This is a genomic window from Staphylococcus sp. EG-SA-18 (assembly GCF_017151825.1).
GTDB lineage: Bacteria > Bacillota > Bacilli > Staphylococcales > Staphylococcaceae > Staphylococcus > Staphylococcus aureus.
Genome location: NZ_JACYVY010000012.1, coordinates 43095 through 55633, shown reverse-complemented (window position 1 = coordinate 55633; position 12539 = coordinate 43095). Strand labels below are relative to the sequence as shown.

The window sequence follows — 12539 nt, the reverse complement described above, 5'->3', positions numbered from 1 at the left end:
GTGGTTCTTACACATTAGCCACAGCTAATGTGTACTTAAAAATAGGAATACATGAGTAAAACTCATGCATAAGAAATACTAATTTCTATAGAAAAAGTATTTCTTTATCGTCGTCCCACCCCAACTTGCACATTATCGTAAGCTGACTTTCCGCCAGCTTCTATGTTGGGGCCCCTGACTTGAATTGAAAAAAACTTGTTACAAGCGCATTTTCGTTCAGTCAACTACTGCCAATATAACTTCGTAGAGCATAGAACATTGATTTATTTTCCAGCCTGTTTATCATTTATGTCTCGCTCTCAAATGTAAATTAATAATTGTTTTGGGGAGTTTGAAGTTAAATATTTAACAGGATTTATTTTAATATTATTGTTAGAAGAAATTTTGACAAATTCAGCAAGTGCAATCGAATATTCAGACTTACATCATAAAAGTAAGTTTGATTCAAAGCGTCTAAGTAATGCTAAGATGTCATTCATCAATCCAACTCAGCTTGAAAATAAAAACACAAACGATAGACTGTTGAAGCATGATTTGTTATTTCATGACATGTTCGTAAATGATGATTGGAAAAAAGATTTTAAAGTTGAATTCGAAAATGAGGCACTTTCAAAGAAATTTATAAATAAGGATATCGATATATTTGCTGGAAATTATGGATATGGATGTCATGGGGGAGCAACCAATAAAACGCAATGTAGTTATGGTGGTGTTACTTTAAGTGACAATAATAAGTACGATGATTATAAGAATATACCTTGTAATTTATGGATTGACGGACATCAAGCAGAAATAGAATTAACAGCAGTAAAAACGAAAAAGAAAATTGTTACCATTCAAGAATTAGATGTTCAATTAAGAAATTATTTGAATGAGAAGTATAAGTTGTACGAACAAGGTGGCGACATTGTTAAAGGGTATGTTAAATATCATAATGATGATGAACAAAATATAGAATATAATTTTTATAATTTAAATGGTGAGTATGGTTATGAGGTATTAAAAATGTATGCTGATAATAAAACTATCAATAGTGACAAATTGCATTTAGATATCTATTTATTCAAATCATAATTTAATTAAGTTAATCATTAATAATCTTTGACAGTGAAATATAAAGTACCTGTCATTATACTGTTACAAATAAAAACAGCAGTAAGGATGATAACACTTAGAAAAGTCTTACTGCTGTTTTCTATTAGAATTATCTTTAATACACACAGGAATTCGATACGAAACAAATATGATTAACTGTGTAATTACAAAATAAAACTACTATAGTAAAAAGAAGATAAAGACGATGATAATAAATGCATCGAATATAATTTTCTTGATGTTTTTATCAACAACATCAGGTAAGGACATAAGTATAAATCCTAGAATTAGAGTGTAGCGACATATGTTCATAATTGTTGCTGTAAACTCGATATTAAATGAAAACTTTAAAAATATACTTATAAATAAAATGACAAACGACGCAATTGCAATAAAACTGCCGTATGTAGCTATCTTTGTTACGAGACTATTTTGATTATTTTCAGCCATTGTAAAATCCTCTTATTTCATCATTATTATTTTAAACATATCATTTTCCTGTTATTTAATAAAGTTTCTTGACACGATTGGTTGATGTAATTGATATGATTAGTTTTTGAAAAATAGACAAATTAGAAGCATCGAATTCACTGTTATGAGTTCAAAAATAATTATTTATGATACCAAGTTATTGAAAGAGCTTTTTATAAAAATAAAGCAAAAGTTTTATACAGTAATGAAAATCATGATACTTGTCGTTGTAGTGATTAAAATGTGATAAAATAACAAATGCTAGGATTTTTTAAAAGAGGTGAATCAAAGGATGATTGGTATAATTGGTGCCATGGAAGAAGAAGTAACAATATTAAAAAATAAATTAACACAATTAAGCGAAATTTCAGTTGCACATGTTAAATTTTATACTGGCATTTTAAAAGATAGAGAAGTAGTGATTACCCAAAGCGGCATTGGAAAAGTTAATGCTGCAATTTCTACGACATTATTAATTAATAAGTTTAAACCGGACGTCATTATTAATACAGGTTCTGCTGGAGCTTTAGATGAAAGTTTAAATGTAGGTGACGTTCTTATAAGTGATGATGTAAAATATCATGATGCGGATGCAACAGCATTTGGTTATGAATATGGACAAATACCACAGATGCCGGTAGCATTTCAATCAAGTAAACCTTTAATAGAAAAAGTATCTCAAGTTGTACAACAACAACAATTAACAGCTAAAGTAGGCTTAATTGTAAGTGGTGATAGCTTTATCGGTAGTGTTGAACAACGTCAAAAAATTAAAAAAGCATTTCCAAATGCGATGGCGGTTGAAATGGAAGCAACTGCAATTGCACAAACATGTTATCAATTTAATGTACCATTTGTTGTAGTTCGTGCAGTTTCAGACTTAGCAAATGGAGAAGCGGAAATGAGCTTCGAAGCATTTTTAGAAAAAGCAGCTGTATCATCAAGTCAAACTGTTGAAGCATTAGTGTCTCAATTATAAAAAGGTAAAGGTGAGTTAAATGGGTTTAGTTCGCAAGTTTTTTATGCCGAATTCATATGTTCAATCAATATTTCAAATTGATTTAGACAAGTTAGTGGACAAAGGCGTTAAAGGTATTATTACAGATTTAGATAATACGCTAGTAGGTTGGGATGTTAAAGAACCTACAGAACGTGTTAAAGCATGGTTTAAGGAAGCTAATGAAAAAGGAATCACTATTACAATCGTGTCTAATAATAATGAGTCTCGTGTTGCTAGTTTTAGTCAGCATTTAGACATCGATTTTATTTTTAAAGCGAGAAAGCCAATGGGGAAAGCGTTTGATAAAGCAATAACTAAGATGAATATCAGACCAGATCAAACTGTTGTTATAGGTGACCAAATGCTTACTGATGTATTTGGTGGTAATCGTCGAGGTCTATATACAATTATGGTTGTTCCAGTTAAACGAACTGATGGCTTTATTACTAAGTTTAATAGATTAATTGAAAGACGATTATTACGTCATTTCAGTAAAAAAGGTTATATCACATGGGAGGAAAATTGATTGTCTGACATTTTAAAATGTATCGGTTGTGGTGCGCCACTTCAATCTGAAGATAAAAATAAACCTGGTTTTGTACCAGAGCATAATATGTTTCGTGATGACGTGATTTGCAGACGTTGTTTCCGCTTGAAAAATTATAACGAAGTTCAAGATGTAGGATTAGAAAGTGAAGACTTTTTAAAATTATTATCAGGACTTGCGGATAAAAAGGGTATTGTCGTCAATGTCGTGGATGTATTTGACTTTGAAGGATCATTTATTAATGCAGTTAAACGTATTGTCGGAAACAAAAAAATCATTTTAGCAGCAAATAAATTGGATTTATTGCCGAAACAAATTAATAAACGTCGAGTTAAAGAATGGTTAAAACGAACAGCAAGAAAATATGGTTTGGAAGCTGACGATGTCGTATTAATTTCAGCTGAAAAAGGCTGGGGCATAGACGACTTATTATCATCAATTGCGAATATTCGAGAAAATGAAGATGTGTATATTGTAGGGACAACGAATGTTGGGAAATCTACATTGATTAATAAACTGATTGAAGCTAGTGTTGGTGAAAAAGATGTAGTAACAACTTCAAGATTCCCTGGAACAACTTTAGATATGATAGATATTCCTTTAGATGAAACATCATTTATGTATGATACACCAGGTATTATTCAAGATCACCAAATGACGCATTTAGTTAGTGAAAAAGAATTGAAAATTATTATGCCTAAGAAAGAAATAAAACAACGCGTATATCAATTAAATGAGGCGCAAACATTATTCTTCGGCGGTCTAGCGCGCATAGATTATGTATCAGGTGGTAAACGTCCGTTAGTTTGTTTCTTTTCTAATGACTTGAATATACATCGTACTAAAACGGAGAAGGCCAATGATTTATGGCGTAATCAACTTGGCGATTTATTAACGCCACCTGGAAATCCACAAAATTTTGATCTTAATGAGGTAAAGGCTGTTAGACTTGAAACAGGCAAAGAGAAACGCGATGTTATGATCTCTGGTCTAGGCTTTATAACTATAGGACCAGGAGCTAAAGTAATCGTTCGTGTTCCTAAAAATGTTGATGTTGTATTAAGAAATTCTATTTTATAAGGTGATTTAAAAAATGAAATTTGCAGTTATCGGAAATCCTATTTCACATTCCTTGTCGCCCGTTATGCATAGAGCAAATTTTAATTCTTTAGGATTAGATGATACTTATGAAGCTTTAAATATTCCAATTGAAGATTTTCATTTAATTAAAGAAATTATTTCGAAAAAAGAATTAGATGGCTTTAATATCACAATTCCTCATAAAGAACGTATCATACCGTATTTAGATCATGTTGATGAACAAGCGATTAATGCAGGTGCAGTTAACACTGTTTTGATAAAAGATGACAAGTGGATAGGGTATAATACAGATGGTATTGGTTATGTTAAAGGATTGCACAGCGTTTATCCAGATTTAGAAAATGCATACATTTTAATTTTGGGCGCAGGTGGTGCAAGTAAAGGTATTGCTTATGAATTAGCAAAATTTGTAAAGCCCAAATTAACTGTTGCGAATAGAACGATGGCTCGTTTTGAATCTTGGAATTTAAATATAAACCAAATTTCATTAGCAGATGCTGAAAAGTATTTAGCTGAATTCGATATCGTTATTAATACAACACCAGCGGGTATGGCTGGAAATAACGAAAGTATTATTAATTTAAAGCATCTTTCTCCCAATACTTTAATGAGTGATATTGTTTATATACCGTATAAAACACCTATTTTAGAGGAAGCAGAGCGCAAGGGAAACCATATTTATAATGGCTTAGATATGTTTGTTTACCAAGGTGCGGAAAGCTTTAAAATTTGGACTAATAAAGATGCTGATATTAATTCTATGAAAACAGCAGTTTTACAACAATTAAAAGGAGAATAACATATGCTTACTGGCAAACAAAAAAGATACTTAAGAAGTTTAGCACACAATATTGATCCGATTTTTCAAATTGGAAAAGGCGGTATCAACGAAAATATGATTAAACAAATAGATGATACGTTAGAAAACAGAGAATTGATTAAAGTACATGTACTACAAAATAACTTTGATGATAAAAAAGAATTAGCTGAAACATTAAGCGAAGCTACGCGTAGTGAATTAGTGCAAGTGATTGGATCTATGATAGTGATTTATAGAGAATCTAAAGAAAATAAAGAAATTGAATTGCCATAATAATGAAAAAGATAGTACTTTACGGCGGTCAGTTTAACCCTATCCATACTGCACATATGATAGTAGCTAGCGAAGTATTTCATGAATTACAGCCAGATGAATTTTATTTTTTACCTAGTTTTATGTCTCCATTGAAAAAGCACAATAATTTTATAGATGTTCAGCACAGATTAACAATGATACAGATGATTATCGACGAGCTTGGTTTTGGAGATATTTGCGACGATGAAATTAAACGTGGTGGTCAGAGTTATACCTATGACACGATCAAGGCATTCAAGGAGCAACACAAAGACAGTGAGTTGTACTTTGTTATTGGGACGGATCAGTATAACCAACTAGAGAAATGGTATCAAATTGAATACTTAAAAGAAATGGTTACTTTTGTAGTTGTAAATCGAGACAAAAATAGTCAAAATGTTGAAAATGCTATGATTGCAATTCAGATACCTAGGGTAGATATAAGTTCGACAATGATTCGACAAAGAGTTAGTGAAGGGAAATCTATCCAAGTTCTTGTTCCTAAATCCGTTGAAAACTATATTAAGGGGGAAGGATTATATGAACATTGAAAAAGCAAAACGGCTTGCAAAAGAGAAACTGCCAGAGAAACGTTATAATCATTCTTTAAGAGTTGCAGAAACAGCTATTAAATTGGCAGAAATTTATGATGGAGACACTAGTAAAGTAGAATTAGCAGGTGTATTACATGATTTCTGTAAATATGATGATTTAGGTAAAATGTATCAAATTGTTCGACAATACGAATTAGGTAATGATCTACTGAGTTATGGTAGTGAAATATTGCATGGCCCTGTGTGTGCAGCAATCATGGAACATGAATATGGTATCAATGATGAGGAAGTATTAATGGCTATCAAATACCATACTACTGGACGTCAACAAATGACAAAAACTGAAAAACTGATTTTTATTGCAGATTACATCGAACCTGGAAGAACAATCCCAGGAGTTGATGATATTCGAGATATGGCATACAATCAAGGTAGTTTAGATAAGACAATTTATGAAATTTCTAAACGCACAGTACTATTTTTAATACAGAAAGATATTACGGTATATAATAAGACGATTGACTGTTTAAATTATTATAACTATAGTGACGAAAGAATAAAGGATGATTAAATGAATTCACAAGAATTATTAGCAATTGCTGTGGATGCAATTGACAATAAAAAAGGCGAAGATACGATTTCTTTAGAAATGAAAGGTATCAGCGATATGACAGATTATTTTGTTGTAACGCACGGAAATAATGAACGACAAGTTCAAGCGATTGCTAGAGCGGTGAAAGAAGTAGCCAATGAACAAAATATAGAAGTAAAACGTATGGAAGGATACAATGAAGCGCGTTGGATATTAATTGACTTAGCTGATGTTGTGGTACATGTTTTCCATAAAGACGAAAGAAATTATTATAATATTGAAAAGTTATATCAAGATGCACCATTAGAATCATATAGTCAGGTTGCGTATTAATTATGTCGCAATATGCAGAAATGAGCCTAGTGTACGATCAATTGACTCAAGATCAACCATATGAAAAATGGTTTGAAATTGTAAAAAATCACTGCAAAGATGAATCAAATATTTTAGATATTGGATGCGGTACTGGTAGTTTAACAGTTCAATTAGAAGCTTTAGGTAATGTTACTGGTATGGATTTAAGTGTTGATATGTTGACTGTTGCAGCTCAAAAATCAGCAAATGTAAATTGGCTTGAAGGAGATATGACATCTTTTGATTTGCAACAACAATTTGATATCATCACTATTTTTTGTGACTCTCTAAATTATTTGCAAGATGAAACTGCAGTGATTGAAACATTCATCAATGTTTATCATCATCTGACTGATTCAGGTGTATTTATTTTTGATGTACATACTGTTTATAAAATGATGACTTTGTTTAATAATCAAAGTTATATTGATGATAAAGGGGACATTTTTTTAGCATGGGATGCTGTGCAAGGAGATTTACCTTTAAGTGTTTATCATGATATGACATTTTTCATTCGACATGAAGATGAAACATATTCAAGATTTGATGAGTCTCATTTTCAGAGAACATTTGATGAAAAGACATATTTGTCTTGGTTAGCTCAAGTTGGTTTTAAACATGTTGAAACATTTACTGATTTTAATATAGATGAACATAATGAAGATGCAGAAAGATTGTTTTTCATTGCGAAAAAATAAAAGTAAAACCACTCGCTCAGACGTGTATAAAGTTGAGGAGTGGTTTTATTGTATCAATTTTTATTACGCTATAAAGATTTTTTAACTCAATGGAAGTTATATATTATAAGTGCTGTTGTTTTAATTATGGTATTAATTGGTTTTATATTCTGGAGACAAGATGATTATACTTCAAGAAATTTTGAAAATAAAGATAATGCTCTGAAACAAAGCACTAGTGAAAATAGTAGTTTGTCCAAAGTAGAAGATGTCCAGGTCAAAGATGGAGATAATTCCAAAAATAAGGGTCCTGTATATGTCGATGTAAAAGGTGCTGTTAAACATCCTAATGTTTATAAAATGACATCTAAGGATAGAGTAGTTGATTTACTTGATAAAGCACAATTATTGGAGGATGCAGATGTAAGTCAAATTAATTTGTCTGAAAAATTAACAGATCAAAAAATGATTTTCATACCTCATAAAGGACAAAAGAATGTTGAACCACAAATTGGAGTAAACAGTGTGCATGTAAAAAATGGGAACACAAATAATACTAAAGTAAATTTAAATACCGCATCTGTATCAGAATTGATGTCTGTTCCTGGAGTAGGGCAAGCTAAAGCTAATGCAATTGTTGAATATCGCAACCAACAAGGTGCATTTCAAGAAATTGACGATTTGAAAAAAGTAAAAGGTTTTGGAAGTAAAACTTTTGATAAACTGAAATCTTATTTCACGATATAATGGATTATTTTAATTGCAAATTTTATTTTTTGTGATTAATCTTATATTAATAGAAAATGTTACTAAATTTTAAGTATGGAAGGTGAACATCTTGGAAAGAATCAAATGGGAAGAATATTTTATGGCACAAAGTCATTTGCTAGCATTACGTTCAACTTGTCAAAGATTATCTGTAGGTGCAACGATTGTTAAGGATAATCGTATTATTGCTGGTGGTTATAATGGCTCTGTAGCTGGCGAGGTGCATTGTATAGATGAAGGATGTTTAATTGAAGATGGACATTGTATCAGAACGATACATGCAGAAATGAATGCTTTATTACAATGTGCAAAACAAGGTGTATCTACTGAAGGTGCAACAATCTATGTTACTCATTTTCCATGCCTAAATTGTACAAAGTCAATTATTCAAGCAGGTATAAAGCGTATCTACTATGCAGAAGATTATCATAACCATGAATATGCAACTAAATTACTCAAACAATCTGGTATTGAATTTAAAAAAATTCCATTTTCACCAGAATATGTTGCTAAATATCTGACTAAAGGTTAATGTTTTGCTGTATGTCGCGTTATCAATGATTGTAGGAGTGCTTTGGAATTCTAGCAAAGTGCTCTCTACATTTCTTTTCATTTTACTTTTGTATATTACTTATCGTAAAAATAAAATCGTTTATGCCCCTATTTCTCTCTTTTTAATCATTTTCTCCTCATGGTATTTACATTATTCACAACAAGCAATATTTAATTATATCAATTATATTGAACGTAATTCTCAGTTTAATGAGCGTGCTCAAGTAATCCAAATTCAACGTCAAGGTAGTGACACATATAAAGGTAGGTTGAGTTTAAAAAATGAAATATATCCTTTCTTTTTAACAAATAAAAAGAATTTTGATTTAAAGAAAATTGAAAGTCGTAATTGTATTGTTAAAGGACAATTCAAAGTTAATGACAATAAGTTTGTAACTCTTAAATTACAAAGTATAGTTGTACAAAGCTGCCTAGAATCGAACCGGTCTAATTTAATTGAGAAACATAAACAGTTTATAATGAATCGAATTTATGATTCGGGTATTAAGTTTCCGGATCGTATTATGGCATTGATTACTGGTGACGTAAAAGAAATTAATGAGCAATTTAAGGAACGTGTTAAAGAGATAGGTATATATCATTTGCTGGCAGTTAGTGGCTCGCATATAGCTGCAATTGTATTCTTAATTTACAAACCTTTAAAACGATTAAATTTACCTTTATTTGTCATTAAAGGAATTACAATCATTGTATTAGCTTTATTTGCTCAATACACAAATTATGCACCTAGTGCTGTAAGAGCTATAATAATGACAACTCTTGTACTGCTTATTACTAAGCAAATTAAAATAAAGGGTATTCAGCTATTAGCATTTGCATTTATAATTATGTTTATTTTAAATCCACTAGTTGTTTATGATATTGGATTTCAATTTTCATTCATCATTTCATTTTTTATTATGCTACTTTTTCCTTTTTTACAGCAATTGTCAAAGTTACAATCATTATTCATAATTACGTTTATTGCACAATTAGCTTCATTTATCGTTGCCATTCCAAACTTTCATCAACTTCAATGGGTGGGATTTTTATCTAATTTGATTTTTGTACCGTACTATTCGATTATATTGTTTCCGCTATCTATTTTATTCTTTATTACAAGTCATTTTATTGTGGGATTAACGCCGCTAAATTACTTGGTTGACCTAAGTTTTAATTTTCATGACTGGTTACTAGACCTATTCACAAGAATCAAGCAATCACATTTTTCTGTTACCAAGTTTAATGATTGGATATTTATAATATTTATAATTTCTGTTTATTACATATTTTGGTTATTGGCTAAACGTAAATATATATTGGTTACGGTTTGGACTATAATTATTCTGACATTATTAATAACGTTTCCAACAAATTCACATCACAAAATTACAATGTTAAATGTGGGGCAGGGAGACAGTATTTTATATGAAGGTGGTAAGAACCAAAATGTCTTGATTGATACAGGTGGGAAAGTGATTGATGATACTAAACAACCTAGTTATTCAATTTCTAAATATCATATTTTACCAACGCTAAATGAAAGAGGGATAAATGAATTAGAGTATCTAATTTTAACACATCCACACAATGACCATATTGGTGAAGTGGAATATATTATTAGTCATATTAAAATTAAACATATAGAGATATACAATAAGGGATATAGTAGTAATACATTGATGTTATTATCGAAATTAAGCCATAAGTACAACATTAAACTTATAGATGTAAGACAAGTTAGTAGTTTTAAACTTGGAGATAGTAGTTTTCTATTTTTTGATAGTTTTATTCCAAATAGCCGAGATAAAAATGAGTATTCGATTATTACTATGATTACATATCAAAATAAAAAAGTTTTATTAATGGGCGATGCTAGTAAAAATAATGAATCTTTACTACTAAAAAAATATAACTTGCCGGAGATTGATATTTTAAAAGTAGGTCATCATGGGAGCAAGACAAGTAGTTCTAAAGAATTTATAGAGATGATTAAGCCTAAAATAAGTTTGATTTCTTCTGGGAAGAACAATATGTATCATCTTCCTAATATAGAAGTTGTTAAACGATTGCAAAGGATTCGCAGTCGCATTTACAATAGTCAACAAAACGGTCAAGTTACAATTGACTTAGATGATAATTTAAAAGTTGATTCAAACTCTTATGGAAATGCAAGTGGTTTATAGATACAGAAACATGATATAATCTATTGATGTGTCAAACGAATGAAAGGGTGTAATGAATGAGCGACAATATTGTAGCTATTTATGGAGATGTGCCTGAATTGGTTGAAAAACAAAGTGCAGAAATTATATCACAATTTTTGAAAAGTGATAGAGATGACTTTAACTTTGTGAAATATAATTTATACGAAACAGAGATTGCACCAATTGTTGAAGAAACATTAACATTGCCTTTCTTTTCAGATAAAAAAGCAATTTTGGTTAAAAATGCATATATATTTACAGGTGAAAAAGCGCCAAAAGATATGGCTCATAATGTAAATCAATTAATAGAATTTATTGAAAAATATGATGGCGAAAATTTGATTGTCTTTGAGATATATCAAAATAAACTTGATGAAAGAAAAAAGTTAACTAAAACTCTAAAAAAGCATGCAAGGCTTAAAAAAATAGAGCAAATGTCTGAAGAAGAAATAAAAAAATGGATTCAAAGTAAATTAAATGAGAATTTCAAAGATATCAAAAGAGATGCATTAGATTTATTTATTGAGTTGACAGGTATTAACTTTAATATTGTCTCACAAGAGATAGAAAAGTTGATTTTATTTTTAGGCGATAGACCAACAATTAATAAGCAGGATGTTAACCAAATTATTAATAGAAGTTTAGAGCAAAATGTATTTTTACTGACTGAATACATTCAGAAAAGAAAGAAAGAACAAGCAATTCATTTAGTAAAAGATTTAATAACTATGAAAGAAGAACCTATTAAATTACTTGCACTAATCACAAGTAATTACCGATTATTTTATCAATGTAAGATTTTGAGTCAAAAAGGATATAGTGGACAGCAAATTGCTAAAACAATAGGCGTACATCCATACAGAGTAAAATTAGCGTTAGGACAAGTAAGACATTATCAACTTGATGAATTATTGAATATTATAGATGCTTGTGCGGAAACTGATTATAAACTTAAATCATCATATATGGATAAACAGTTAATACTGGAATTATTCATTCTATCTTTATAAAAAATAAAAGTTCAAGCATGCGCTTGAACTTTTATTTAAAAAGATTATTTATTTGCAGTCATTAATTGTGATTTAATACGGTCAGCTTTGTTTGAATGTATTAAATTACTTTGAGCAGCTTTGTCTACTAACTTAACTGCTAAGCTTACTAATTCATTTTTATTATCAGCGTTATTTGAAACAGCTGTTTTAGCGTTTTTAACTGCTGTACGCATTGCACTCTTTTGTGAAATGTTGCGTGCTTCAGCTTTTTCAGTTGTTTTTACACGTTTAATTGCAGATTTGATATTTGCCATTTCTGTCACCTCCTAAAAGTGAGTTCATCTTATCAAAATTTTATTTGATTACAACAAGAAATATTTTAACAAAAGTCTAACCGTTGTGCAATCATTTATTTGATGGGGTTAGCTTAAAATTTTGCAGATTTAATAAATTGTGTTGGAAACACAATCAATACGTTTTATAATTATAAGTACGTAATTAACATATTAACATAT

Annotated in this window: 16 protein-coding genes; 14 read left to right on the top strand and 2 right to left on the bottom strand. The window is 30.2% G+C overall.

What is annotated here, in order from left to right; genetic code table 11:
- Nucleotides 1-309: 309 nt before the first annotated feature.
- Nucleotides 310-1074: an exotoxin gene (locus IDG66_RS04685; RefSeq protein WP_029644402.1), complete on the top strand. Its 765-nt coding sequence runs from the start codon at nt 310-312 to the stop codon at nt 1072-1074.
- A gap of 201 nt (nt 1075-1275) precedes the next feature.
- Here IDG66_RS04685 and IDG66_RS04680 read toward each other — a convergent pair whose 3' ends face one another.
- A complete protein-coding gene (locus tag IDG66_RS04680) occupies nt 1276-1545 on the bottom strand; it encodes a hypothetical protein (protein ID WP_000829750.1) in 270 nt (89 codons plus the stop codon).
- 313 nt (nt 1546-1858) lie between these two features.
- Here IDG66_RS04680 and mtnN point away from each other — a divergent pair, with 313 nt between their 5' ends.
- The 13 genes from mtnN to holA all read left to right on the top strand — a co-directional run bounded on the left by mtnN (nt 1859) and on the right by holA (nt 12042).
- A complete protein-coding gene (gene mtnN, locus IDG66_RS04675) occupies nt 1859-2545 on the top strand; it encodes a 5'-methylthioadenosine/S-adenosylhomocysteine nucleosidase (protein ID WP_000579275.1) in 687 nt (228 codons plus the stop codon).
- 19 nt (nt 2546-2564) lie between these two features.
- On the top strand, nt 2565-3092 hold the full coding sequence (locus tag IDG66_RS04670; RefSeq protein ID WP_000524902.1) for a YqeG family HAD IIIA-type phosphatase: 528 nt from the start codon (nt 2565-2567) through the stop codon (nt 3090-3092).
- A complete protein-coding gene (gene yqeH, locus IDG66_RS04665) occupies nt 3093-4193 on the top strand; it encodes a ribosome biogenesis GTPase YqeH (protein ID WP_001280141.1) in 1101 nt (366 codons plus the stop codon).
- Nucleotides 4194-4206: 13 nt separating this feature from the next.
- A complete protein-coding gene (gene aroE, locus IDG66_RS04660; protein ID WP_000666748.1) occupies nt 4207-5013 on the top strand; it encodes a shikimate dehydrogenase in 807 nt (268 codons plus the stop codon).
- A 3-nt stretch (nt 5014-5016) separates the two neighbouring features.
- Nucleotides 5017-5307 (top strand): ribosome assembly RNA-binding protein YhbY, encoded by a 291-nt coding sequence (gene yhbY, locus IDG66_RS04655; protein ID WP_000955235.1) that lies wholly within the window; start codon nt 5017-5019, stop codon nt 5305-5307.
- A 2-nt stretch (nt 5308-5309) separates the two neighbouring features.
- Nucleotides 5310-5879: a nicotinate (nicotinamide) nucleotide adenylyltransferase gene (nadD, locus tag IDG66_RS04650; protein WP_000725167.1), complete on the top strand. Its 570-nt coding sequence runs from the start codon at nt 5310-5312 to the stop codon at nt 5877-5879.
- On the top strand, nt 5869-6453 hold the full coding sequence (gene yqeK / locus IDG66_RS04645) for a bis(5'-nucleosyl)-tetraphosphatase (symmetrical) YqeK (RefSeq protein ID WP_001019324.1): 585 nt from the start codon (nt 5869-5871) through the stop codon (nt 6451-6453). Before nadD ends, yqeK begins: the two co-directional genes overlap by 11 nt.
- Nucleotides 6454-6807 carry a ribosome silencing factor gene (rsfS, locus tag IDG66_RS04640; RefSeq protein WP_001088022.1) on the top strand — a complete coding sequence of 118 codons (354 nt, stop codon included), beginning with the start codon at nt 6454-6456 and terminating at the stop codon, nt 6805-6807.
- A 2-nt stretch (nt 6808-6809) separates the two neighbouring features.
- Nucleotides 6810-7526, top strand: coding sequence for a class I SAM-dependent DNA methyltransferase (locus IDG66_RS04635; RefSeq protein ID WP_000084829.1), 717 nt, complete (start codon nt 6810-6812; stop codon nt 7524-7526).
- A gap of 39 nt (nt 7527-7565) precedes the next feature.
- Nucleotides 7566-8252: a ComEA family DNA-binding protein gene (locus IDG66_RS04630; protein ID WP_001793467.1), complete on the top strand. Its 687-nt coding sequence runs from the start codon at nt 7566-7568 to the stop codon at nt 8250-8252.
- Between the two features lie 91 nt (nt 8253-8343).
- Entirely contained in the window at nt 8344-8805 is a 462-nt protein-coding gene (locus IDG66_RS04625; RefSeq protein ID WP_000439693.1) for a ComE operon protein 2, read from the top strand.
- 4 nt (nt 8806-8809) lie between these two features.
- Nucleotides 8810-11011 carry a DNA internalization-related competence protein ComEC/Rec2 gene (locus tag IDG66_RS04620; protein ID WP_001566670.1) on the top strand — a complete coding sequence of 734 codons (2202 nt, stop codon included), beginning with the start codon at nt 8810-8812 and terminating at the stop codon, nt 11009-11011.
- Between the two features lie 56 nt (nt 11012-11067).
- Nucleotides 11068-12042 carry a DNA polymerase III subunit delta gene (gene holA, locus IDG66_RS04615; protein ID WP_001282568.1) on the top strand — a complete coding sequence of 325 codons (975 nt, stop codon included), beginning with the start codon at nt 11068-11070 and terminating at the stop codon, nt 12040-12042.
- 44 nt (nt 12043-12086) lie between these two features.
- On the opposite strand, the gene rpsT is transcribed toward holA, so the two are convergent.
- On the bottom strand, nt 12087-12338 hold the full coding sequence (rpsT, locus tag IDG66_RS04610; RefSeq protein ID WP_001274017.1) for a 30S ribosomal protein S20: 252 nt from the start codon (nt 12336-12338) through the stop codon (nt 12087-12089).
- Nucleotides 12339-12539 lie beyond the last annotated feature (201 nt).

Bases quoted from the DNA above. Each gene is read 5' to 3' on its own strand.
- IDG66_RS04680 (WP_000829750.1), bottom strand. From the start codon at position 1,545: ATGGCTGAAAATAATCAAAATAGTCTCGTAACAAAGATAGCTACATAC.
- yhbY (WP_000955235.1), top strand. From the start codon at position 5,017: ATGCTTACTGGCAAACAAAAAAGATACTTAAGAAGTTTAGCACACAAT.
- holA (WP_001282568.1), top strand. From the start codon at position 11,068: ATGAGCGACAATATTGTAGCTATTTATGGAGATGTGCCTGAATTGGTT.
- IDG66_RS04635 (WP_000084829.1), top strand. From the start codon at position 6,810: ATGTCGCAATATGCAGAAATGAGCCTAGTGTACGATCAATTGACTCAA.
- aroE (WP_000666748.1), top strand. From the start codon at position 4,207: ATGAAATTTGCAGTTATCGGAAATCCTATTTCACATTCCTTGTCGCCC.
- yqeK (WP_001019324.1), top strand. From the start codon at position 5,869: ATGAACATTGAAAAAGCAAAACGGCTTGCAAAAGAGAAACTGCCAGAG.
- IDG66_RS04670 (WP_000524902.1), top strand. From the start codon at position 2,565: ATGGGTTTAGTTCGCAAGTTTTTTATGCCGAATTCATATGTTCAATCA.
- nadD (WP_000725167.1), top strand. From the start codon at position 5,310: ATGAAAAAGATAGTACTTTACGGCGGTCAGTTTAACCCTATCCATACT.
- mtnN (WP_000579275.1), top strand. From the start codon at position 1,859: ATGATTGGTATAATTGGTGCCATGGAAGAAGAAGTAACAATATTAAAA.
- rsfS (WP_001088022.1), top strand. From the start codon at position 6,454: ATGAATTCACAAGAATTATTAGCAATTGCTGTGGATGCAATTGACAAT.
- rpsT (WP_001274017.1), bottom strand. From the start codon at position 12,338: ATGGCAAATATCAAATCTGCAATTAAACGTGTAAAAACAACTGAAAAA.